The 21,021-nt window shown below is 56.8% G+C and carries 16 protein-coding genes; 10 read left to right on the top strand and 6 right to left on the bottom strand.

Annotated features, from left to right (window positions below; all coding sequences use genetic code 11):
* Nucleotides 1–2 precede the first annotated feature (2 nt).
* Nucleotides 3–941: a 50S ribosomal protein L3 N(5)-glutamine methyltransferase gene (gene prmB / locus AC22G1_RS07625; protein ID WP_487316222.1), complete on the bottom strand. Its 939-nt coding sequence runs from the start codon at nt 939–941 to the stop codon at nt 3–5.
* Between the two features lie 50 nt (nt 942–991).
* Between prmB and smrB the strand changes: the two genes are divergently transcribed.
* Nucleotides 992–1,510 (top strand): endonuclease SmrB, encoded by a 519-nt coding sequence (gene smrB / locus AC22G1_RS07620; protein ID WP_487316221.1) that lies wholly within the window; start codon nt 992–994, stop codon nt 1,508–1,510.
* Here the strand turns inward: smrB and sixA are convergent.
* The gene (gene sixA, locus AC22G1_RS07615; protein WP_487316220.1) at nt 1,499–1,957 is read right to left on the bottom strand and encodes a phosphohistidine phosphatase SixA; all 459 of its coding nucleotides are present in this window, start codon (nt 1,955–1,957) and stop codon (nt 1,499–1,501) included. The two genes, smrB and sixA, sit on opposite strands and share 12 nt — an antisense overlap.
* Nucleotides 1,958–2,066: 109 nt before the next feature.
* Here sixA and AC22G1_RS07610 point away from each other — a divergent pair, with 109 nt between their 5' ends.
* The 3 genes from AC22G1_RS07610 (at nt 2,067) to AC22G1_RS07600 (ending at nt 9,466) form a co-directional block, all read left to right on the top strand.
* Nucleotides 2,067–4,823 (top strand): insulinase family protein, encoded by a 2,757-nt coding sequence (locus AC22G1_RS07610; RefSeq protein WP_487316219.1) that lies wholly within the window; start codon nt 2,067–2,069, stop codon nt 4,821–4,823.
* Between the two features lie 166 nt (nt 4,824–4,989).
* Nucleotides 4,990–9,267: an EAL domain-containing protein gene (locus tag AC22G1_RS07605; protein ID WP_487316218.1), complete on the top strand. Its 4,278-nt coding sequence runs from the start codon at nt 4,990–4,992 to the stop codon at nt 9,265–9,267.
* A gap of 76 nt (nt 9,268–9,343) precedes the next feature.
* Entirely contained in the window at nt 9,344–9,466 is a 123-nt protein-coding gene (locus tag AC22G1_RS07600; protein WP_487316217.1) for a hypothetical protein, read from the top strand.
* A 156-nt stretch (nt 9,467–9,622) separates the two neighbouring features.
* Here the strand turns inward: AC22G1_RS07600 and AC22G1_RS07595 are convergent, their stop codons facing one another.
* The 3 genes from AC22G1_RS07595 to fadI all read right to left on the bottom strand — a co-directional run bounded on the left by AC22G1_RS07595 (nt 9,623) and on the right by fadI (nt 13,391).
* The gene (locus AC22G1_RS07595; protein WP_417356312.1) at nt 9,623–9,823 is read right to left on the bottom strand and encodes a hypothetical protein; all 201 of its coding nucleotides are present in this window, start codon (nt 9,821–9,823) and stop codon (nt 9,623–9,625) included.
* A gap of 104 nt (nt 9,824–9,927) precedes the next feature.
* Nucleotides 9,928–12,078 carry a fatty acid oxidation complex subunit alpha FadJ gene (gene fadJ / locus AC22G1_RS07590; protein WP_487316216.1) on the bottom strand — a complete coding sequence of 717 codons (2,151 nt, stop codon included), beginning with the start codon at nt 12,076–12,078 and terminating at the stop codon, nt 9,928–9,930.
* A complete protein-coding gene (fadI, locus tag AC22G1_RS07585) occupies nt 12,078–13,391 on the bottom strand; it encodes an acetyl-CoA C-acyltransferase FadI (protein WP_050658691.1) in 1,314 nt (437 codons plus the stop codon). The genes fadJ and fadI overlap by 1 nt, the downstream gene beginning before the upstream one ends.
* Before the next feature lie 166 nt (nt 13,392–13,557).
* Here fadI and AC22G1_RS07580 point away from each other — a divergent pair, with 166 nt between their 5' ends.
* Genes AC22G1_RS07580 through AC22G1_RS07555 form a run of 6 tightly spaced genes read left to right on the top strand, consistent with a single transcriptional unit; the run spans nt 13,558 to nt 20,244 of the window.
* A complete protein-coding gene (locus AC22G1_RS07580; RefSeq protein WP_487316215.1) occupies nt 13,558–14,514 on the top strand; it encodes an AAA family ATPase in 957 nt (318 codons plus the stop codon).
* A complete protein-coding gene (locus AC22G1_RS07575; RefSeq protein WP_050658693.1) occupies nt 14,511–15,446 on the top strand; it encodes a DUF58 domain-containing protein in 936 nt (311 codons plus the stop codon). Before AC22G1_RS07580 ends, AC22G1_RS07575 begins: the two co-directional genes overlap by 4 nt.
* Nucleotides 15,440–15,889: a DUF4381 domain-containing protein gene (locus AC22G1_RS07570; protein WP_487316214.1), complete on the top strand. Its 450-nt coding sequence runs from the start codon at nt 15,440–15,442 to the stop codon at nt 15,887–15,889. Before AC22G1_RS07575 ends, AC22G1_RS07570 begins: the two co-directional genes overlap by 7 nt.
* Nucleotides 15,882–16,853, top strand: a complete 972-nt coding sequence (locus tag AC22G1_RS07565; protein ID WP_487316213.1) for a VWA domain-containing protein — start codon at nt 15,882–15,884, stop codon at nt 16,851–16,853. Before AC22G1_RS07570 ends, AC22G1_RS07565 begins: the two co-directional genes overlap by 8 nt.
* Nucleotides 16,850–18,655 (top strand): vWA domain-containing protein, encoded by a 1,806-nt coding sequence (locus AC22G1_RS07560; protein ID WP_487316212.1) that lies wholly within the window; start codon nt 16,850–16,852, stop codon nt 18,653–18,655. Before AC22G1_RS07565 ends, AC22G1_RS07560 begins: the two co-directional genes overlap by 4 nt.
* Nucleotides 18,649–20,244: a BatD family protein gene (locus tag AC22G1_RS07555; RefSeq protein WP_487316211.1), complete on the top strand. Its 1,596-nt coding sequence runs from the start codon at nt 18,649–18,651 to the stop codon at nt 20,242–20,244. Before AC22G1_RS07560 ends, AC22G1_RS07555 begins: the two co-directional genes overlap by 7 nt.
* Here AC22G1_RS07555 and AC22G1_RS07550 read toward each other — a convergent pair.
* Nucleotides 20,235–20,939, bottom strand: coding sequence for an SDR family oxidoreductase (locus tag AC22G1_RS07550; protein WP_487316210.1), 705 nt, complete (start codon nt 20,937–20,939; stop codon nt 20,235–20,237). The two genes, AC22G1_RS07555 and AC22G1_RS07550, sit on opposite strands and share 10 nt — an antisense overlap.
* Nucleotides 20,940–21,021: the final 82 nt, after the last annotated feature.

The raw sequence follows: 21,021 nt of genomic DNA, 5'->3' as shown, positions 1-21,021 counted from the left end.
GGTTAATCCTTATAGAGGCTGAACAGGTCAGCGTGCTGGTCCAGATCTTCCTTGGTAATAAGGAATACGCCGCTGCCGCCGCGCTCGAACTCCAGCCAGACAATGGGCAACTCGGGGTACTGGTGGTTCATGTGCACTTCGCTGTTGCCCACTTCGCAAATCAAAATGCCGCCCTCTTTGAGGTGCTTACCGGCATTGGCGAGAATGCGGTTTACCAATTTCAGGCCATCGGTACCGGCGGCCAGGGCCACGGCTGGCTCGTGGTGGTATTCACCGGGCAAGTCCGACATGTCTTCGGCGTCAACATAAGGGGGGTTGGTAACGATAAGGTCGTACTTTTCACCCTCGGGAATGGCGCGGAACAGATCCGAGTGAATAGGGGTGACCTGGTGCAACATGCCGTGTTCTTCGATGTTGCGCTCGGCTACCGCCAGGGCGTCTTTGGACAGATCGGTGATGTCCACTTCCGCTTCGGGAAAGTAATGGGCGCAAGCGATGCCGATGCAGCCGGAGCCGGTGCAAAGGTCGAGAATACGGGTGACATCGCGACCGTCCAGCCAGGGGGAGAAGCGCTGCTCAATCAGCTCGCCGATGGGGGAGCGGGGGATCAGTACCCGCTCGTCCACGTAAAAGGGCATGTGGCAGAACCAGGCCTGGTTGGTGATGTAAGGCACCGGTTTGCGCTCTTGGATGCGCACCATGATGCGCTCGACGATACGCTGGCGCTCAGACACGGTGAGACGGGCATGGCGGGTGTCGTTGTCGATATCAATGGGCAAGTAGAGGGTAGCCAGGACCAGGGCTACGGCTTCATCCCAAGGATTGTCGGTGCCGTGGCCGTAATAGATGTTGGCGGCGCTGAAGCGACTGACGGCCCAGCGGATCATGTCCTGGATACTGTGAAGCTCGGCAACGGCTTCATCTAAAAAAATCTTGTCCAATGCTACCTCCCATTTCAGCCCGGCACCGCGCTGGGCTACACTATGGCCCCATGAAAAAGCCCCCCATCGACAACGACGAACTGGCACTTTTCCGTGAAGCCATGGCCGGTACCCGGCCGCTGGCGCAGGATACCATAGGCCATGACCGCCCGCGACGCCCCAAGCGCCGCCAATTAGCCGATCAAAAGACCGCCCGGGAGGCGAGTTTTTACTTTTCTGACAGCTACCAGCCCCACTTAGGTGAAAACTGGCCCAATTATGTGCGAGATGGGGTGTCGGCTGGGGAGCTGAAAAAGTTGCGCCGGGGCGACTATGCCCCGGAAATGACCCTGGACCTGCACGGCATGACCCGCGAAAGCGCCAAGCTCGAATTGGTGGCGTTAATTGACCGGGCCATAAAAGATCAGGTGTTTTGCCTTTGCATCATGCATGGCATCGGCACCGGCGCGCTGAAACAGCAGGTTCCGAACTGGCTCGCGCAGCACCCCAAGGTGCTGGCAATGCATTCGGCACCCAGAGAATACGGGGGCCAGGGGGCGCTGCTGGTACTGGTGGACTCAGTCCACTGAGGACAGTTGGCGAAGGCTTACTTTGGCCTTGCCGTCTTCAATATCAATCACCACGACCTGCGCCGTGGCAAAGGCCATGGGCACTTCGCCGGGCACTAACTTCTCCACCAGGTAAGAGACCAGCGGCATATGCGAAACGATAAGCAGCCGCTCGATTTCCGGTGACGCCGCCACTAAATCGGCCACCGCCTGAGCGTTGCCGTCGGGGGTAAGCTCGCTCAGCACCAGGCGTTTGGGGCTGGCGCCCAGGGCGCGCAGGGCCTGATCGGCGGTCTGCTGGGCACGCAAGTAGGTACTGACCCACAACGCATCGGGTTGCCAATCCTGGCTCTTTAACCACTCTCCCTGGGCCTTGGCCTGTTGCTGGCCATGGGGGGTTAGCCGACGCTCGGCGTCGTGGGTGATTTGCCCCTCGGCTTCGCCGTGGCGCATTACCAGGATCTGCATGGTAAAACTCCAAAATAGATTGGTCGCGCAGTGTACAGAAAGGCGCTGGCGTTTCCAATCTTACCAAGGATGGTCATAATGTAGGTTCTACCTCCCAACAGGGGCCATTGTGCGCAAAAGTCCTTTTGATCACCGTACTTACCGACACATCACCCTGGCCAACGGCCTGCCTGTACTGGTGGTTGAGGACGCCAAGAGCCACAGAGCCGCCGCTGCGGTTGCGGTGCGCGTGGGGCACTTTTTTGACCCGCCTCACCGCGAAGGCCTGGCCCACTTTGTGGAACATTTACTGTTCCTGGGTACTGATACGCACCCGGGGGACGGTGAGTATCAAAGTTTTATTCAGCGCGCCGGCGGCAACCATAACGCCTGGACCGGCACTGAGCATTCCAGCTACTTTTTTGACGTTCAGCCCAATCATTTTTCCGAGGCGCTGTGGCGATTCTCGCGGTTCTTCGTGTGCCCGCTGCTACAGCCGGAATCAGTAGATAACGAGCGCCACGCCATTGAGGCCGAGTATCGCCTCAAGTTGCAAGACGACACCCGCCGCCTCTATCAGGTGCACAAAGCGGTGGTTAACCCCGAGCACCCCTTTAGCAAGTTCTCGGTAGGCAACCTCGAGACCTTGGCCGGCGACCCGGTGGAGCTGGCCGGTGAGGCCCGCGCCCTTTATGAGCGCCACTACCACGCCGGTAACATGACCCTGGTGCTCTACGGCCCGCAGTCGGTGGCTGAGCTGTCGTCCTGGGCGCACAGTTATTTCTCAGATATCCGCCGCGGCGATAAAGTGCCGGCCTTTTGGGAAGGCACCCGCCTTTATCAAAACCTGCCGTTTCAGGTGTCGGCCAAGCCGCTGAAAGATCAGCGCCGCCTGGCCATCAACTTCCCGCTGCCGTCGGTGCAAAGCGAATACCGGCAAAAGCCTCTGACCTTTATCAGCCACCTGTTGGGCCATGAAGGGGAAGGCAGCCTGCTGGCCTATCTCAAGGATAAAAACTGGGTTGAGGCGCTGTCGGCCGGCGGCGGCATCAGTGGCAGTGGCTTTCGTGAATACACGGTGCAGTTCCTGCTCACCCCTCTTGGGGAGCAGCACCAGGTAGAGATTGTCGAAGCCCTGTTCGCCATGCTCACCCTTATCAGAACAGAAGGGCTGGAAGGATGGCGCTTTGCCGAGCGCCAGCGCCTTGCCGAGCAATCCTTCCGGCTGATGGAAGTGACAGAGCCCATGGATTATTGCAGCCACCTGGCGGTCAACCTGCTGCAATACCCGCCCGATGATGTGCTCTACGGCGATTTTGTGATGAGCGACTTCAACCCGGAGCGCATTCGTTACTGGCTGGATTTTTTAACGCCAGATAACCTGCGCCTGGGCCTAGTTTCCCCCGACGTGGAAGGGGAAGCCGAAGCCCCCTGGTATCACACACCCTTTTTTACTAGGCCCATCAGCAAGGAATGGCTAAGCCGTTGGCACAGCCCCGCCCTGCTGCCCCAGTTGCATCTGCCGACCCCCAACCTGTTCTTGGGCGACGCCCCGGAGCCGGCGCCGCTTAAACAGGTTAAGCAGCGGCCCGATAAGGTCAGGGAAAGCCCTCACCTGCGGCTATGGCACTGGCAGGACCCTGACTTCAGGTTGCCCAAGGGCCACCTTTATCTCGCCATGGAAAGCCCCCATGCCATGGCGAGCCCCAAACACATTGCCCTGACCCGGCTTTGGCTGGACATGGTGTCTGAATCCCTCACCGGTGAGCTTTACGACGCCGAGCTGGCTGGGCTCAGCTGGCAGCTCTATCCCCAGCAGGCCGGTATCACCTTGCAACTGGGGGGGATCCTTGGGCGCCAGCACCGGCTATTTAGCCACATCACTCAAAGGCTGCTGGACCAGCCGCCGCCGGAGCATACCCTGGATATGTGCCGTAAGGCACTGATCCGCCAATACCATTCCTTAAAGCAGCAAAAACCGGTGCAGCAACTGCTGGCCGAGCTTACCCGGCTGCTGCAACCCAGCCACCCCGGTTATGCCAGGCTGGCGCGGGAAATGGAGCAGCTCAGTTTTGAGGATCTGGTTAACCACCAGCAGCAGGTCACCCAATCGCTTTTTGTCGAAGGCCTTGTCCACGGCAGTGCGCCGCGCGAAGAAGTAACGCCTTGGCTTGAAGAAGTCTTTGTCAGGGCCAGCGGCCAGGAGCCGGTGCGCAAGGTGCTGAGCCTTTATCAGCGCGGGCCACTGCAGCGCACCTACGCCGTTGAACACCCCGACTCGGCGCTGCTGGTGTTCTACCAGGGTCGCAGCGCCTCGGCCAGGGAGCATGTGTTTTTCATGCTGGCCCAGCAGGTGATGAGCGCCACCTATTTTGATGAACTCAGAAACAAACAGCAGCTCGGCTATATGCTGGGGGTCAGCTTCTTCCCGATGCAGCGCCTGCCTGGCCTGCTGTTTTACGTGCAAAGCCCGGTGGCAGGCCCCGTACAATTGCTGGACGCCATCGACGACTTCATCAGCGACTTTTCCTTGCTGCTGCTGGGCCTGAGCCAAAGCCAATGGCAAGCCACCCAGTCCGCCCTCTTGCACCAGCTCTACCAGCCGGATGCCACCTTGGCCGACCGTTCCAGCCGGTTGTGGCATGCCATAGGCCAAGGTGACCTGACCTTTGACTGGCGTCAGCGCCTGGCAGAAACCGTGAAAAACTTCAGCAAGACCGAGTTCATCAAAATGATGATGAAAAGGCTCAGGGCCAAGGCGGCCGACCGCCTGCTGCTGGCGTCCGTTGGCCAGCAGCACCGCAACCTTGAGCCCCTTGAAGAAGGCCAGTTCATCTGTGATGTCAGCGAATTCAAAAGCCAATCTCGGCTCTATAAGTCTGCTTGAAGTTGCCTTGTGACAAGCTGCCTGCCGCGCACGAAGGGCGGCTTGTCGCACCTTGAGTAGCAAAGTGTGCAATTGCGCCTTTTGCCTTCAAGATTAGATTTAACTCTTTGATGTACTACGATATAAAGGTCTCATAAACCTAATAAAAAGTTTGCCGGAACCCCGAATGTCTCGCATTGCCTCAGGACTCTTCAGCGCATGCTTCCTCGTCCTATGCCTTCTCTCATGCCAGGCCAGTGCCTCTGACGCCCTTCCCACCGACTCCGACTACTACCTCTACAAAACCATTACCAAGGCCGATGGCCTGTCGCAACTGTCGGTGTTTGACATAAAAAAAGATCAGGATGGCTTTTACTGGTTAGCCACCGCCGGCGGCCTGTATCGGTTTGATGGCTTAAAACTGAAAAAATTCGAGTTCGGGGACGAAGACTCGGACGAATCAGCTTCCCACTTTGTCAGATGCGTCCAGTTTGATAACGATGGTCGGCTTTGGGTTGGTACTCAAAGGGGGTTATTGTTCAAGGAACCACATAAAAATACCGTTACTGAAGTTCCTGCATTTGCCGGACAAATTATTTGGTCTGTCTCCGTATACAACGAAAACGAGCTATTGATTTCAACACAAGACAGTCTATGGAAATATGACTACCTTACACAACAAAAAAAGAAAATAGCAAACATTGGAAAGGTTAAATCTATTGTCCAACTCCATGATAGTCTTTTACTTGGTACGTTTTCGGAAGGACTAGTCTCGCTAAATGTAAAATTTTCCACCGAATTAAAACTTCCTTATTTCGGCATGAAAATAAATAAAATCAAGGAACTTGACGACAATATTTACATTGCATCAAGCTCAGGGTTTTATAAAACAGATGGCAATCTCAGTGCATCTCCCGCTGTGACAACAGGAAGTGTTAATGACTTTATCAATCAACAAGATGAGATTATTCTAGCCAGAGATAATGGCATATATATCATCAAGAACAATACCGAGCAGCAGATCTCCACTGGCAAGACCTGGTCCCTCGCCCTAAATGACAGCTTGTTGATTGCTGGCACCCATACTGATGGCCTCAAAGAGTATCAACACTCGCCCCTAGCGTTGAGCAATATCAAGTTACCTCCGTCTAAACAGCTCACTTACGTTGCAGACATAGGCGTATTGGATAAAGATATTTACTTTTCTGACAATATACATAACTTATACAAATATAACCGTAGGGATAAAACGGTTATCCTGTTGGAAAACTTTAAAGCCTCTAGTATTTTTTCTTCTGCCCAAACACTCCTGATTTCAAATGAAAATAGTATAAACATCATAGATGAGGAGAAAAGGGTAAAGACAATAATTCATAAAGATAAAGTACTTGAGGCTGACCACGATCAATCTTGGTACATACTTGATGAAAATAAGGATCTGTACAAGATAAACGACAACCACCTAATACTTATAAAAAATCTAAACAGATGTAACTTTGGCTACCCAAACCTATTAAAAATACGCGGCAATGATATTTTCGTTGGCGGTGATGCTGGTTTATGCAAGTTTGAAATAAATAAATCATTATTCCAAAAAGTCTCAGATCAGTGGACGAAGTCAACATTGACAGTTAACGATACACCAGTATTTTTTAACAAAAAAGGGCAAGGTGTCGACGAAAATGGAACCATACAGTTAGATCTTGGCCTTGAAAGAGGAGAAGATGCCTACTCTTTCTCAAAAATAAAAACGAAAAATAGTACTTACATTATTTCATCAACATCTAAAGGCATTCGAATTTATAAATACATCGATGCCAAACTGACGTTACTCGACATTTTTGACTCACGCTATCAGATACTAAGCGAATATGTTGCTGGTTCAGTAACAACGACACACTCTGGGCTGGCATTATTTGGTGGTGTTGGCGGAATTTCAACTATCGACGTCAGAAAATTATCTGATGAAAGCTATAATGGCAGTATCCTAACATCCGGTATTAAAATATATAACGAACCAAAACCAGCACTACAGGAGAAACTCGCCGAATCCAAAGACATTACGCTAGAAAGCTACCAGTATCCGCTCAATATCGCAGTATCTCTGTTAAATTATCCCTTTCCAGACAGAGCAAAACTTCAATACAAATTATCCAGCTATGGTGACAGTTGGTACAACTTTGATGGCTCGAGTTCTATCACTCTAAGCAAGTTGGATTCAGGGCTGTATGAAATCAGCTTCCGAGCTTTGGATAAATCCAGAGTTGTGGCAACGTCACCACAATACTCAATCACCATACTACCGCCCTGGTGGCGTAGTAACATGGCATTTTTCCTCTACTCCTTGCTTATTCTTGGGGTTATCATTCATGTGATGTCGATCATCAATAATCGCCGCCAGCAACACGCCAAGCTAATTGAAAGCGAAGAACGGCTTAAGCTGGCACTCTGGGGGAGTGGTGATGAACTCTGGGACTGGGATATAAAAAGCGGAAATATCTACCGCTCCAATATCTGGAATGACTTCTTACTCCCCGAAGACGGCTTTAGAAGTAAAGATAACCAGAGCAATATTTACCCCAAAGATCTAGAGAGGGTAAAAACTACTCTGCAGGCATGCCTTACTGGTGAAAAAGAGGAGTTTGAAGTGGCCTATCGGGTCCACGACAAAGCCATGAACTGGGTTTGGGTCCTGGACAGAGGGCGAGTGGTTGAACACGATGACAATGGTCTACCGAGCCGTATGACCGGCACCTTAAAAAACATCTCTCACTTAAAGAAAACTGAAGAGATGCTCAAACTGCTGGCAACCTCTTTTAAGAATATTTCCGATGCGGTATGCATTGTCGACCAGGATTTCGTGATCCTGGAGATCAACGACTCCTTTACCGCCATTACCGGGCAAAGCCGTGAGGAAGCGGTGGGCCAGCCTTGGAACTTCTCGCTCTACAACGACAGTTTTATCGAACAGGTTAAGCAGACCCTAGACCGGGCAGGTCGCTGGCATGATGAGATCGAAGCCAAGCGCAAAAATGGGGTTATTTATCCTATCGAGATCACCATCGATAAAGTGTTTGATGAGGAGAAGGATTCCTACAACTTCGTTGCCGTGTTCTCCGATATATCGGAGCGAAAAGAGAAAGAAAAAGAACTGGAGAGACTGACTAACACCGATACCCTAACTGGCCTGCCTAACCGCAGTTTCTTTATGAGCACCCTGGACCGCCAGGTGAGAAAGGGCCAGCACTTTGCCTTGCTGCTGCTGGATTTGAATAACTTCAAGCAGATTAATGACTCGCTTGGCCACCAGCTCGGTGACCTGCTGCTCATTGAAGTCGCAGAGCGGTTGCAAAAAGCTATGCAAAGCAATCACACCCTATATCGCCTGGGTGGTGATGAGTTTGCGGTCATCATTGATAACTTCCATAAGTTAGACGACCTTACCCGGCTCTCCACCGAGCTACACCAGCAGTTACTCACGCCCTTCAATCTGCTGGGTGAAGAGCTCACCATGTCTTGCGCTATTGGAGCGGTCCTTTATCCCGACGACGGTTTAAGTCCTGAGCACCTGCTGCGAAATGCTGATGCAGCCATGTATCATGCCAAACATGAGGGCAGCGAAACCTGCCAGTTCTTCTCCTCATCCATGAACGAGCAAGCCAGCGCTCGCTTAGCCATCGAAAACCGGATCCGCAAAGCCTTAAGAGAAGATCTCTTTAGCGTTTACTATCAGCCCAAGGTCGAAACCTCAACCGGTCGCTGCACTGGCGCAGAAGCGCTGCTGCGTTTGCCTGATGGCAAAGGCGGATTTATTTCTCCTGCTGAATTTATCCCCATCGCCGAAGAAAGCGGCCTTATTCTCGATGTAGGCAACTGGGTGCTGGAAGCCAGTTGTAGGCAGGTGAAGGTCTGGCATGAGCAGGGTATTTTCCCCGGGCGTATCGCCATTAACTTGTCAGCAAGGCAATTTCGCCACAGCGATTTGGTCGCGCAAATCGACAAGGTGTTGGCAGAAACGCAATTACCGGCCCATGTACTGGAAATGGAAATTACTGAAAGCACCATGATGGAAGACCCCATCCGTGCCATCGCCGTCATGGAAAGGCTTCGCTCGCGCAATATCACCCTGGCCATGGATGATTTCGGAACAGGTTATTCATCACTGTCAAACCTTCGTCAATTCCCGGTCACTAGCGTCAAAATCGACCGCGCTTTTGTCAAAGATTTGACATCTGACCAAGGTGCCAAGAATCTGACCGGCGCCATTATTTCTCTTGCCGACAGCCTGGAACTGCATGTGGTGGCAGAAGGAGTGGAAACAGAGGAACAACTGGCCATTTTGAAAGATCTCAATTGCCCGACTTGCCAGGGCTTCTTATTTGGCAGGCCGGTACCCGCCAGAGAATTTGAAGAGCTGGTCACAAAAAACGAGGGAATGTTGGGGCCAGAAGATACGAACAAATGAAACTAAAAAGTTGGCACACAACCTGCTTTAGATAAAAGGCAAAACCTTTAGTCCCAATCTTAATGAGGAATGTCTTATGTTTACTGCTACTTTGCTTGCCACTGTTCTGAACTTCTTTGCTCCCAGCACTGCTTCTGTCGACGCTACCGTAACCGCAGCCCCGGTTACCGTGCTGATCGATGACCAAGTAGAAATGTAAACATCATGTCTACCCTGCTGAAAAGGCTTTTTGGCCATCATCAAAAACGGCAGGTAAAGCTCCCAAAGGGACTTGAGACTTTACGTCTCACCGTGACTCCCGCCAATAAATGGTGGGCATGAAAAAAGGCGCTCATTGAGCGCCTTTTCTTTTATGTCATGCCCTAAAGGCCACACCGCCATAGCCGCAGACTTGATGCATCCATAGCTGCTTTTTTACCTGTAAAAGTGGCCACAGCACCGGGCCAAAGACCAGCCCACCCAACGCCCATTGGCGCGGTGTCAGGCCCCCTTTGAGGGCATCAACATAGAAGAAGAAGGCACAAAAAAGCGATACGAAAGGAATGAACAACAACATCGACAACCACCTCTCAAAGCGAGGGGCTAGCATACCATGATGGCGTTTTTATGACCAAAAAAGAGGGGCAAGCCCCTCTTCGTTAACAGTTGGCAGGAGAACCATTAATCCTGATAAAAACGGGTCCCTTCTTCGGCCATCTTTACCAGCAGCGGGCTAGGCGCAAAGCGCTCGCCATACTGGCCTTCAAAGGCTTTGAGCTTGGCTACCACCGCTTTTGCACCCAGCTTGTCCATATAGCGGAACGGGCCGCCCAGGAAAGGCGGGAAGCCGATACCGAAGATGGCGCCGATGTCGCCGTCACGGGCGCTTTGAATGATGCCTTCGTCAAGGCAGCGCGCCGCTTCGTTGAGCATCTGCATCAGGGTACGCTCCACCAGGGTGGTGCTGTCGAGCCTACCTGAGGGGCTAACCCCCAAAACGCCATATACCGACTCATCCACCGGTTTTTTCGGCAGCTTTTTCAGCGGATTCCAGGATTTGGGCAGATCCTTATAGAGGTAAAAACCCTTCTGGGATTTCTTGCCTTTGCGGCCATCGGCTAGCAGCTTGTCAAAGGCTTGAGGGGCCTGGAAGCGGCTACCCAGCTCTTTTTCAAGGATGGGGGCTATTTTGGCACCCACGTCGATACCCACTTCGTCCAGCAAGGTAATGGGGCCTACGGGCATCCCGAAACCGGTCAGGGCTTTGTCCAGCTTTTCAACAGGCTCCCCTTCCATCACCAGGAACGCCGCTTCGTTCATGTACAAACCGAGGATCCGGTTGACATAAAAGCCGGCGCCGTCTTTAACCACGATAGGGGTCTTGCCCTGGCGACGGGCAAAAGCCACGGTGGTGGCGATGGTTTGGGGCGAGGTTTTGTCGTGAGCGATGATCTCGGCGAGCGGCATTTTGTCCACCGGCGAGAAATAATGCAGGCCAATCACGTTTTCCGGGCGCGCTGCCGCTGCGGCGATTTGGCCGATGGGCAGGGAGGAAGTGTTGGAGGCAAAAATGGTTTCAGGGCGGCAATATTTTTCCACGTCTTTGACCATCTGGTGTTTGAGTTCGAGATCTTCAAACACCGCCTCCACCACCAGATCCACATCGTGAAAACCACGGTACTGGGTGTCGCCGCTTAGCATCATCATCTGCTTTTGGGCTTCGCTCTTACGAAGGTGGCGACGCTTGACCTTCTTCATCAGCAGGTCATAGCTGTACTTGTAGGCGTGGCTGATACCTTGCTCGGAAATGTCCTTGATACGGGTAGGAATACCAGCCTTGGTCACGGTGACATTGGCAATGCCGCCGCCCATCAGGCCGCCGCCAAGAACCGCCGCCTTAGTTACCTTCTGTGGCTTAACGCCCTCGGCGCCGGTTTCCTTTTTCATCTGGGTGGTGGCGAAGAACAAGCCCCGAAGCTCTTTGCTCTCGGGGGTTTTTACCAGCTCACCAAAGTTTTTGGCTTCAACCGCCAGGCCCGCGGCCATGCCGTCGGTCATGCCGATACGCACGCACTCGAGGATCTTAAGCGGCGCCGGGTAATGGCCACCGGTTTTTTTCACCACCGCCTTGTGAGCCTGATCGAAGACAATATTGCGGCCAACGCCGTTGTCTTCCAGCAGTTTGTCCTTGATGGACTTTTTCGGGTCGTGCGCCGGCTTGCCCTTTTTGGCAAGCTCAATGGCCACTTCCAGCAGCACCGACTTGGGTACTACGTCGTCCACCAGGCCAGCCTTGAGGGCTTGCTTGGCGCGCAGCTGCTTGCCGGTCAGCATCATGTCCAGGGCTTTTTGAATGCCCACCAGGCGCGGCAGGCGCTGGGTGCCACCGGAGCCCGGCAGCAGGCCCAGCTGCACTTCCGGCAGGCCAAGGGCGGTTTTGTCCCAGTCGGTGGCCACCCGGCCATGGCAAGCCATGGCCAGCTCCAAACCGCCGCCCAGGCAAGGGCCGTGGATAGCGGCGATCACTGGCATTTTCAGGCCTTCAATCTCGGCGCAAATGGCATGGCCGGCCTTGGCCAGGGCTTCGGCGTCCTGGCTGGTCTGGCACTGGTCAAGCATGGTGATGTCGGCGCCGGCGATAAAGGAGCCTTCTTTGCCGGAGGTCAGCACTAGGCCCTTGATGGCGCTGTCGTGGCGCACATCGTCAAGAATGGCGCGAATTTCCTCGGCAAAGGCGGCCTTGAGGGTGTTCATGGTCTCGCCGGGTACATCCATACGGATGATGGCGATGCCGTCTTCGCGGCGCTCCAGGGTAAAGGTTGTTGCAGTCATTATTCAGCCTCCAGAACCATGGCTGCGCCCAGGCCACCGGCGGCGCAGGCTGTGGTCAGGCCCAGGCCGCCGCCGCGGCGTTTAAGCTCGCGAAGGGTCTGGGTGATCATGCGGGTACCGGTCGCGGCAAAGGGGTGACCGTAGGCAATGGAGCCGCCCAGCACGTTGAACTTGTCCATGTCGATTTCGCCGGTTGCCTTGCTGCGGCCCAGTTTTTCCTGGGCAAACTTGTCAGAGGCAAACATTTTGACGTTGGCGAGGGTCTGGGCGGCAAAAGCTTCGTGCATGTCGATAAGCGCCAAGTCGCCAAGGGTAATGCCGGCGCGGTCCAGGGCCATGGGGGTGGCATAGGACGGGCCCATCAGCATGTCTTCCCAGACATCGATGGCGGCAAAGGCGTAGGAGCGAATGTAGCCCAGGGGCTCGTAGCCCAGCTCTTTGGCGCGGCCTTCACGCATCAGGATGATGGCCGAGGCGCCGTCGGTGAGCGGCGTGGCGTTAGCGGCGGTAACAGAGCCATGCTTGCGATCAAAGGCGGGTTTGAGCTTGGCGTAGCCGGCCAGCTCGGAGTTTTCCCGAACGTTGTTGTCTTTGTCGAGGAAGCCTTTGTAAGGCTCGGCGTGGGCCACCATCACCTCGTCACGCACCAGCCCCTCGGCCCAGGCCTTGGCGGCCAGGGTGTGGGAGCGGTGTGCCAGCTCATCTTGGGCAAGGCGGCTGATGCCATGGCTCTTGGCCATCTGCTCGGCGGTATCGCCCATGGACAAACCGGTGCTGTACTCGGCCACCGCCGGCGGTACCGGCAGCAAGTCTTTTAGGCCCAGGCGGCGGAAGATGGCAAAGCGCTGGCCCAGGGTTTTGGCTTTGGTCAAATCCACCAGCGCGCGGGCCAGGGCCTTGGACACCCCAACCGGCAAGACAGAGGAAGAATCGGCGCCCCCGGCAATACCGATATCAATACTGCCGGCCATGATCGATTCCACCACGTTCACGGTGGACTGGAACGACGTGGCACAGGCGCGAGAGACACTGTAGGCGTCGGTGTGCACGCTCATGCCGGTACCCAGCACGATCTCCCGGGCAATGTTGGGCGCCTCGGGCATTTGCACCACTTGGCCAAACACCAGTTGCTCAACCAGCTTGGGGTCCAGCTCGCTGCGGGTCAGCAGCTCGCTCACCACCATCTTGCCCATGTCCAGCGCCGGTACCCCGTGATAGTAGGTAGCCTGGCGGGCAAAAGGCGTGCGCAGACCAGCAACAACGGCGATACGCTCGCCACTGGCCGTCTTTAAATTCAGGGTTTTCGCCGTCATCCCTTCCTCTCTATTAGTGTCTCTGATCTCAGAGGTCTGACCTGTGTAGTGGTCGATTGTAACCACTCCTTTTCCAAAAGGAAAACCTCTCTCACAGGGTAGCCAGTAGACCTGCTTGGCGTTTTCCGTTAAAACAGGTCAACACTCAAGATTAATCAGAAAATCAATGACACGCGCTGCATTTACTCGACTACGCACTCACCTGGACAAACAGGTGGTAGGACAGAGCCAGCTGACCCAGAACCTGCTGATCGCCCTGCTTGCCGACGGACACCTGTTGGTGGAAGGCCCACCAGGACTGGCCAAAACCCGTGCCATCAAGGCCGTGGCCCAAGGCCTCGAAGCCGATTTTCACCGGGTCCAGTTCACCCCGGACTTGTTACCAGCGGATTTGACCGGCACCGATATCTACCGCCCCGAGACCGGCGAATTCACCTTTCAAAAAGGGCCGCTCTTTCACAACCTGCTGCTGGCAGACGAAATCAACCGGGCCCCGGCCAAGGTGCAATCGGCGCTGCTCGAAGCCATGGCCGAGCGGCAAATCACCGTTGGTAAAACCACCTACCCGCTGCCCAAGCTGTTTTTGGTTATGGCCACCCAAAACCCCCTGGAGCAAGAAGGCACCTACCCGCTGCCAGAAGCGCAGCTGGACCGCTTTTTGATGCACGTGCGGGTCGATTACCCTGACGCCCAGACCGAAATGGCCATCCTGCGCCTTAACCGCCAGGAAGCCATTGAAGACAAACCGGTGCCGGTCGAGCCCTTGACCCAGGAAGACATCTTCTCGGCGCGCCGGGAGATTTTTAACCTGCACCTGGCCGACGCCGTGGAGCAATACATGGTGGCCCTCATCATGGCCACCCGCGAGCCGGCTCGGGTTGACGAAGAGCTGGCCGGTTGGCTTGCCTACGGCGCCAGCCCTCGCGCCACCGCCGCCCTTGAGCGCTGCGCACGGGCAAGGGCCTGGCTTGCCGGCCGTGACTTTGTCACCCCGGACGATGTCCAGGCGCTGCTGCCCAACGTGCTGCGCCACCGCTTGCTGCTCTCCTATCAGGCCGAGGCCAGCGGCATCACCATGGAGCAGGTGCTGGATCGCATTCTTTCCCGCGTTCCCTGCCCATGAGTGCCGTGCTACCGAGCGGCGCAGACGGCATAAGCCTGCGCCTTGAAGAACTGGTGCCTTATCGGCGCTTGGCAGGGCAACTGCAATTGACCCCCAAGGCGCCGTCTCGGGCCCATCAGGCCGGCCAACATCTGGCCCGGGCCAAAGGCCGCGGTATGGACTTTGACGAGGTGCGCCAGTACCAGGTAGGGGACGATATTCGCACCATCGACTGGCGCGTCACCGCCCGTACCGGCAAGCCCCACACCAAGCTGTTTCGTGAAGAGCGCGAAAGGCCGGTGCAGATGATCATCGACCTTGGCCCTTCCATGCAGTTTGGCTCCAAGCTGCTGTTAAAGGCGGTGCAGGCGGCGCACCTGGCGTCCTTGCTGGCCTGGCATGTGGCCGAGCGCGGCGACCGCATCGGCGCCCTTATCGGCAACGGCGACACCCACAAGGAGCTCAAGCCCAAGGGGCGCCAGCAAGGGGTGTTGGCCCTGGCTCATGGCCTGATTGAAATGCAAGGCCAGGCCCCTGACGTGCACCAGGCCAAGCCGGAGCTGATGAACGATTTACTGCGCCGCAGCCTCAAGCTCGCCTCCCCCGGCAGCCAGATCTGGTTGATAACAGATCTGCAAGGCTGGGACGACGAAAGCCGCTGGCTGATGGCCCGCCTGAAAAAACATGCCGATGTCAGCGTGTTTATGGTGACAGACCCTTTGGAGCTGACCCTGCCCTCCTCTCGCCTGCCCCTGACCTTGCCGGTCCAAGGCCCCGAGGGTAAAGGCCTGCTGCCCATCGGCTCGGGGCGTTTTCGCAGCCAATACCAGCGCACCCGCTTAAGCCAAATTCAGCACATTCGCCAGACCCTCAAAGCCATGGATATCCGTTTTTGCGCCGTCGGTGCCCAGCAGTCCCTGGAGTTCCAGCTCGACCGGGTGAAGCCATGCTAGACAAACTCAAAGACATTCACGCCCCCCAAGCCCCGTCGGCCTGGCCGCTGGCCTGGGGTTGGTGGCTGCTTATCGCCCTGGTGCTGCTGGCCATCATTGCCGCCATTTTTTATTTTCGCCGCGGCCGCGAGCAGGTAAACGAGCGCTTACAAGCCCGCCTCAAAGAGTTGGGTAACGGCGACGACTTCCTGGCCGCCCTCAATCAGCTATTAAAAGAAGCCGCCTGCTATTACCACGACCCTGGCCAGGTCAGCGCCCTGTCCGGCAAGGCCTGGACCGGCTTTTTACGCCAGCACAGCCCCGCTGAGCCCGAGCGCCACCTTATCGAGCTGTTAGAAGCCGGCCCCTACGCCAAGAGCTTTCCCATTCGTTTTGAGCTTTTTCGTGACCTCAAAGCCTTTGCCGGCAGTTGGATAGCGGCCCAGGAGGGCAAAGATGCTTGAGTTTGAAAGCCTCTGGGCCTTGTTGCTGCTGCCGCTGCCCCTTATCTGGCGTTTTTTGCCGGCCCAGCCGGTGGCAAGCCTGACCCGCCTCAAGGTGCCCCTTGCCATCAGTAGCGCCGCCGACAGCGACCAGCCCGGCCAGGCCCGCCGCCAATTGCCCTGGTGGTTCAAATGGCTTGGCTGGCTTTGCCTGCTGCTGGCCCTGGCAAGGCCAGTGTGGATTGGCGACCCGGTCTCCCTGCCCGACAGCCGCCGGGAAATGATGCTAGTGCTGGACTTATCCGGCTCCATGCAAGAGCCCGACATGGAGTTTGGCGGCCGCCCGGCAGACCGCCTGACCGCCGCCAAAGGGGTGCTTTACGATTTTATCAAGGAGCGCAAAGGGGACCGGCTGGGGCTTATCCTCTTTGCCGACCACGCCTATGTGCAGGCGCCGCTCTCCTATGACTTGGACACCATCGCCAAGCTGATGTCAGAGGCGAGCCTGGGGCTGGTGGGCAACCAAACCGCCATTGGCGAGGCCGTGGCACTCGCCACCAAGCAGCTCGCCGACTCCAAGGCCAAAAAGAAAGTGGCCATATTGCTGACCGACGGGCGCAATACCGCCGGTGGCATCGACCCGAATGACGCCATCGCCGCCGCCAAGGCCAAAGGGGTGACCTTCTACACCATCGGTTTTGGCTCCGATTTCCAGATAAAGCGCACCCCCATTGGCGACATCAAGGTGCCCAATAACGATCCGCCGGACGAAGCGCTGTTAAAGCGGCTTTCCGAGCAAACCGGTGGCCGCTTCTTTCGGGCCAAGAACACCAAGGATCTGCAACAGATCTACGGTGAGCTTAATAAATTGGAGCCGCTCAAAGACAACCAGCAGGTGCTTCGCCCCCGCCAGGACATCTTCTATTGGCCTTTGGGCCTTCTGCTGCTATTGAGTGTGGCGGTCGCCATTTGGAGGAGCCGATGATCTGGTTACGCCCTTATTGGCTGCTGGCCCTTATTCCGCTGGCCGTGCTGCTGTGGTGGTGCTGGCAGCGCCGCCCGGCAGGCTCCAGTTGGCAAAAACTGCTGCCCGCCCATCTGGCCAAGCATCTCCTTACCGGCCAGGAAGGGGCCCAAAGCCGCTGGCCGCTGTTGATGCTGGCGCTGGCCTGGCTGCTGGCCACCCTGGCCATGGCCGGCCCCAGCTGGGAGCAGGACAAATACCCCCTTTATCAGCTCAAGGGCGGCCGGGTGCTGGTGATGGACATGTCCAACTCCATGCGCGCCACCGACTTGAGCCCTGACCGCCTCACCCAGGCCAAATTCAAAGCCATCGACCTGGTGCGGCAGTTAAAAGAGGGAGAAACCGGCCTGGTGGCCTATGCCGGCGCCGCGTTTACCGTCGCCCCCATGACCCGCGACAGTTCCACCCTTGAGTACCTTATCCAGGCCCTGTCGCCGGAGATCATGCCAGTGCAAGGCTCGCGAGCTGACCTTGGCATTGAAAAGGCGGTGGACCTTCTCAAGCAAGCCGGGTACCGGCGCGGCGATATCCTCTTATTTACTGACGGCCTGAACGACAAGGAACGCAGCCTTATCAGCAAGCTCGATTTAGGCCCCTTTAAGGTGTCGGCGCTGGTATTCGGCACCGACCAGGGCGCCCCCATCCGCAGCCTCTCCGGCGAGCTGTTGAAAGACGACAAAGGCCAAGTGGTGATCGCCAAAAGTAACCTCAGCGAGACCTGTTCGGTGATAGCCGGCCTTTGCATCAAGGCGGGCCTCGACGATGGCGACCTCAAAGCCCTGCTCACCCCCAAAGACGACGGCCAGACCAAGTCCAACGAGGTGATAACCCTGCCCAAAGACGGTGGCCGTTATCTGTTGTGGCTGTTGGTGCCGCTGGTGCTGCTGGCCTTTCGCCGGGGCCTGTTGGTGCTGGCGTTGGTGGCGCTGCTGCCCATGGTTAAACCGGCCGAGGCGGCGGTGTTTAAAAACGATAACCAGCAGGGTTACCAGCAGTATCAGGACAAAGACTACGCCCAGGCCGCCAAGACCTTTACCGACCCTAACTGGCAGGCCGCCGCCCTCTACCGCGACGGCAAATACCAACAAGCCGCCGATCTGTGGGCCAAACAAAGCGGCGCCAGCGCTCACTTTAACGAGGGCAATGCCCTCGCCAAGGCCGGTAAGCTGGACCAGGCCATCAGCGCCTATGACGAAGCCCTGGACACCCAGCCAGACTTTCCCGATGCCCGCTTTAATCGAGATCTGGTGAAAAAGCTGCTCGATCAACAGAAAAAAGACGGCAAAGGGGACGACAAAAAGTCCGGTAAGGACAACGACAAGGACCAAAACAAAGACGGCAAATCGTCTTCCAAGCCCAACCAGCAGGATGACAAGGGCAACAAGAACAACAAGCCGGGCCAGCAAAAGGACGGCAACAAAGGGCAAGACCCTCAGCAACAACCCAAGGCCGATAACCAAAGCGGCCAGGACAAGAAAAAAGACCAGGGTAAAAGCGGCCAACAGCAAAAGCCCCAGCACCCCAAAGACGGGAAGGACGACCAGGGCATGACGCCCCAGGGCGCCGATAAAAAAGGCGACGACAAGGCCCGCCAACAGCCGGCCCAGCTCAGTAAAGGTGATGGCCAGAGCCAGGGCCCGATGATGAGCGCCGATAAACTGCTGGACGCGGTCAACAATGACCCCGGCTACCTGCTGCAACAAAAAATGCTGCGCGCCTATGAAGCGCAAGCCAAAAAAGGGAAGGAACAACAACAATGGTAAGGCGTCTGCCGTTATTGCTGGCAGCCTGGCTGCTGCCGCTGCTGGCCTGGGGAGCCACCCAGGTCGAGGCCACCTTGAGCCGCAACCCGGTACCGGCCGGCGAGGCGGTTACCCTGGAGGTGGTGGTTAATGACGATCTGCCCGCCAACGCGCTGGACAGCTCGGCGCTTGGCAAGGATTTTATCGTCGGCAACACCAGTGTCAGCCGCTCCACCCAGATAACCAACCTCAATGTCAGCCGGGTAACCCGCTGGCAAATCAACCTCATCGCCACCAACCCCGGCAACTACACTATTCCGCCGCTGAAGGTGGACGGCTTGATGACCGCTCCTATCAAGCTGCAAGTGGTCAAAGCCGGCAGCAGTATCGACGCCCAAGACGTGTTGCTGGAAACCGAGCTTTCCGACAACCAGGCCTACCCCGGTGAGCAAGTCACCTACAGCGTCAAACTGCTGGTGGCAAGCGATTTGAAATCGGGGCAACTGAGCGACCCCACCGTCGATAACGCCGACATCAAGCGCCTGGGTGAAGATAAAGAAGGCAACGAGACCCGCCAGGGCCGCCGCTACCACACCTACTCGCGCCAATACGCCATCTTCCCCAAGGACGTGGGCAATTACGTGATCAGCCCGCCGGTATTTAACGGCGAAACCTTCACCCAAGACAGGCGCGGCTTTTACCAAACCAAAGAAGTGGGCAAGGTAGGCCAGCCCCAGAGCCTTATCGTCAAAGCGATTCCCGACAACAGCAAACCTTGGCTGCCGGCACGGGATTTGAGCCTGGAAGAGCGCTGGAGCGCCGACCCCAAGAACTGGAAAGTAGGCCAGCCCCTGACCCGTACCCTGGTCCTGACCGCCACTGGCACCCAGGCCTCCAACCTGCCGCCGCTGACCTTACCGGTGCCGGACGGCCTCAAGGAATACCCGGACCAAAAAGATCGCAAGGATTTTATCAAAGACGGCTGGCTTACCGCCCAGCAGACCGTTGCCGAAGCCCTGGTACCTACCCGGGCCGGCAAGCTGGAACTGCCGGAGGTGGACATCACCTGGTTTGACACCCTGGCCGGTAAATACCGGGTCGCCACCCTGCCCGCCCGCACCCTCACCATTGGCGCCGTGGCGCCGCAGCCCTCAGAAGTGGTGCAGCAGCAAGCGCCGCCCAGCGAAACCCACGCCGGCTTCTGGCCTTATTTGGCGGTGTTGGCCCTGCTGGCCTGGCTGCTGACCCTGGTGCTGTGGTATCGCCAGCGCCAAGGCCGGCCCGGCAAAAAAGGCGCCGCCAGCGAGGCCAGTGAGGCCCCCGGTTGGCTGCGCCTTCGCCAAGCCATTCACGGCAAAGACGCCAACCTAGCAGGCCAGGCGCTACTGGCCTGGGCGCGGGAGAAATACCAGGTCCATTCCCTTGAGGAGCTGGCCAGGCTACTGCGCCACCCGCCGCTCACCGATGCCATCACCGCCTTGCAGCAACAGCGCTTTGCGACCAAAGGCACGGCCTGGGACGGCCATGCCCTGTGGCAAGCCTTAAGCGATGCCAAGCTGCCTGAGCCGCCGCCACCGGGCTCGGGGCTGTACGCCCGTTTTCAGCTGTAAATCATCTTGCGGCTCATGCCGCCATCGGCCAGCCAATGCTGGCCGGTGACAAATCCCGCCTCGGGGCCAAGAAGCCAAGCTACCAGCGAGGCGATGTCCCGGCCCGTTCCTACCCTGCCTGCCGGGAGCTGGTGATGCTCAAGCTCGCTAAGCACCTCGCCGTCTGGCGCCACCCACCCCGGGCTCACGCAGTTCACCCGCACCTTGGGCCCAAGGCTGATGGCAAGGGCGTGGGTCAGGGCCACCAGGCCACCTTTGGAGGCGCCATAACATTCGCTGTTGGGCTCAGACATCACGGCGCGGGTCGAGGCGATATTGACCACCGAGGCGCCGTCACGAAAATGGGGCAACAGCGCTTGGGTCATCAACATCGGTGCGGTCAGGTTTACCGCCAATACCTCTTGCCAAAGGCTTAAAGGAAGCTCGGCCAGCGGCGGGTTGTGGGGATGGGCGATGGCGGCGTTATTAACCAGGCCATCCACCGGCGCCGAGAGCCGGGCGCCAAAATCTTTAATGGCGGCGGCATCGGTTAAATCCAGCCCCTCTATGGCAAGGTTCAGCTCCCCTGCCCTTGGCGCTTTATCCAGGGCCGTGACCCTGGCGCCGCACTCCAGTAGATAACGGCAGATGGCGCTGCCAATAACGCCGCCGGCGCCGGTGACCACGATGTGCTTGTCTTGCCAGTGGCACTGCATGAAACCTCCAAGGCTATGATTGTGATAATGCTCACATCTATGATGGGAAAAATACCATGGCCATGAAAGAGCATTGGGCCGA

This window comes from Gallaecimonas zhanjiangensis (assembly GCF_057624825.1).
This window is presented reverse-complemented; position numbering and strand designations above follow the sequence as displayed.

Coding starts and splice junctions, on each gene's coding strand:
- smrB (WP_487316221.1), top strand. CDS start 992: ATGAAAAAGCCCCCCATCGACAACGACGAACTGGCACTTTTCCGTGAA.
- AC22G1_RS07595 (WP_417356312.1), bottom strand. CDS start 9,823: ATGTTGTTGTTCATTCCTTTCGTATCGCTTTTTTGTGCCTTCTTCTTC.
- AC22G1_RS07550 (WP_487316210.1), bottom strand. CDS start 20,939: ATGCAGTGCCACTGGCAAGACAAGCACATCGTGGTCACCGGCGCCGGC.
- sixA (WP_487316220.1), bottom strand. CDS start 1,957: ATGCAGATCCTGGTAATGCGCCACGGCGAAGCCGAGGGGCAAATCACC.
- AC22G1_RS07575 (WP_050658693.1), top strand. CDS start 14,511: ATGAGTGCCGTGCTACCGAGCGGCGCAGACGGCATAAGCCTGCGCCTT.
- AC22G1_RS07565 (WP_487316213.1), top strand. CDS start 15,882: ATGCTTGAGTTTGAAAGCCTCTGGGCCTTGTTGCTGCTGCCGCTGCCC.
- AC22G1_RS07605 (WP_487316218.1), top strand. CDS start 4,990: ATGTCTCGCATTGCCTCAGGACTCTTCAGCGCATGCTTCCTCGTCCTA.
- AC22G1_RS07570 (WP_487316214.1), top strand. CDS start 15,440: ATGCTAGACAAACTCAAAGACATTCACGCCCCCCAAGCCCCGTCGGCC.
- AC22G1_RS07580 (WP_487316215.1), top strand. CDS start 13,558: ATGACACGCGCTGCATTTACTCGACTACGCACTCACCTGGACAAACAG.
- fadJ (WP_487316216.1), bottom strand. CDS start 12,078: ATGACTGCAACAACCTTTACCCTGGAGCGCCGCGAAGACGGCATCGCC.
- fadI (WP_050658691.1), bottom strand. CDS start 13,391: ATGACGGCGAAAACCCTGAATTTAAAGACGGCCAGTGGCGAGCGTATC.
- AC22G1_RS07560 (WP_487316212.1), top strand. CDS start 16,850: ATGATCTGGTTACGCCCTTATTGGCTGCTGGCCCTTATTCCGCTGGCC.
- AC22G1_RS07555 (WP_487316211.1), top strand. CDS start 18,649: ATGGTAAGGCGTCTGCCGTTATTGCTGGCAGCCTGGCTGCTGCCGCTG.
- AC22G1_RS07600 (WP_487316217.1), top strand. CDS start 9,344: ATGTTTACTGCTACTTTGCTTGCCACTGTTCTGAACTTCTTTGCTCCC.